Origin of the sequence: Thiothrix lacustris DSM 21227, from assembly GCF_000621325.1 — a bacterium.
Lineage (GTDB): Bacteria > Pseudomonadota > Gammaproteobacteria > Thiotrichales > Thiotrichaceae > Thiothrix > Thiothrix lacustris.
The window spans coordinates 1-1,902 of the sequence record NZ_JHYQ01000055.1 but is presented as its reverse complement, the minus strand read 5'-3'; the positions used below and the strand labels follow the sequence as shown (position 1 = coordinate 1,902).

1 protein-coding gene and 1 pseudogene are annotated in these 1,902 nt (G+C 45.2%); both read left to right on the top strand.

The annotated features are described in order from the left end of the window. Nucleotides 1-982, top strand: a pseudogene (locus Q394_RS22795) (cadherin domain-containing protein); the annotation flags it as partial. A gap of 173 nt (nucleotides 983-1,155) precedes the next feature. Further along, the coding region (locus tag Q394_RS21735) for an Ig-like domain-containing protein (protein WP_156946917.1) at nucleotides 1,156-1,902 on the top strand (747 nt) is incomplete at its 3' end.

Below are 1,902 nucleotides of genomic sequence, written 5' to 3'. Positions count from 1 at the left end.
CACGGATAAGGACGGCCTAACCAACGCCGAAGAAGCGACCCTTGGCACTGATCCCAAAAGTGCAGATTCCGACGGCGATGGCTTATCGGATAGCGAAGAAGTCAACAAATACAATACTGATCCTAAGAAACCAGATACCGATGGCGATGGTACGAATGATGGTCAGGAAGTTAAAAACGGCACCAATCCTCTGGTAGTTGAGACCGTCAAGGTACAAGTCAAAGCACTGCTTCAAGGTGCTTACAATAGCACCAGCAAACTGATGCAAGATAGCCTCCGCACGAAAGGCTTACTACCACTGACTCAACCTTACAATATTGGCAGCATTAAATATCAAGGGAAGGAAGTAATCGTCGCAAACCTACTTGCCACAACAGGTAATGATGCTCCAGTTGACTGGATCATGGTTGAAATACGCGACGCCATCACCCCTAGCATCATCAAGAAACAAGTTGCCGCACTGGTACAATGCGATGGTGACATTATCGATCCAATCACAGGAAGCACCTCTCTAACACTGAATGATCTAACACCGGGCAATTACTATGTATCAGTACGTCACCGCAATCATCTAGGTATCATGACGGCTAATCCAGTAACTATTTCATCATCAGTAGCCATGGTGGACTTCACTAAACCAAGCACCAGCGTCTATGGAAAAGAATCACGAATCACCGCGAATAGCGGCACTGTTGCACTGTTATGGGCGGGCAATGCCAATACTGACATTCGCGTCATTGCCAATGGGCCATCAAACGATACCAGTGTCATCCTTGGAGACATATTATTAGCAAAAGATAACCTTTCGGCCAGTACCAACTACCGTTTGAACGGTTATCAATCGACTGACCTTAATCTGGACGGCGTGACCATTTTTACAGGTCCCTCTAACGATGTTAACGTCTTGCTGGGTAACATTTTACTACACCCCAGCAATAGCACTTATAGCGCCAATTATATCATCAACCAGCAAATACCTTGATGATCAAGCATCTGGGGTGAAACTCCCCCAGATCTTGGATGAATACCACTACAAAAATCTATAGTGCTTACGATAATTTAGGTATAGTTGAATCATAAAAAAATACAGCCATACAACAACCAGATTAATAACGACAGACTTTAATCAAAAAACAAAATAGAGAGTCGGTAACAATGAAAAAATCGATCAGACAAGCCGTTTCAAGGGGGCTAGCACTGCTTGTATTACTACCAGCAGCACACACGGTATTCGCAGTTACCGGCGGTGTGGAATATCGAGTCGCATGGGATCAAACAGACAGCCGTTACCATGTTTATATGCGCCCAACGACAACACCTATACGTGATGTGAGCATGACGGCACAAGTCACACTACGTGTACCCCATGCAATAGATAAGGACATGTTTGTAGTAACTGATCTCAATGTCAAGCCCGGTACAAGTTGGTCATCAGATTCACCGGTATCTGGCCCTATTGAAGACAAAACAGTTGATTATATTTCCTTTAGCTACAACATACAGAGTGCATCTGCATTTGCCTTCAAAGCAGGTGTAGAACAGGAGGTATTCAGCTTCAAAAATAGTGGCCCATGTCTCGGCAGTGTTACATTGATGAACAACGATACAGACCCATTCAATCAACCACCAGATGCTCCAAATAATTCTGCTGGCACAAACCCTGGGAATTATTTTTCCAATTCCGGGTGGGGTGAAGCTAATGATAATGACTATTCCGGTAACTACGGCGCGGAGGCTGACTGTCGTGTTATTACCACAACGAATACTGCTCCCGTAGCAACCGACGACAGCACCAGCACCACCACTAAAGCACCGATTACAATAGATGTGCTGGCCAACGACACGGATGCTGACAATGACGCTCTCAGCATTGCCAGCTTTACGCAAGGTAGCAAAGGCGTT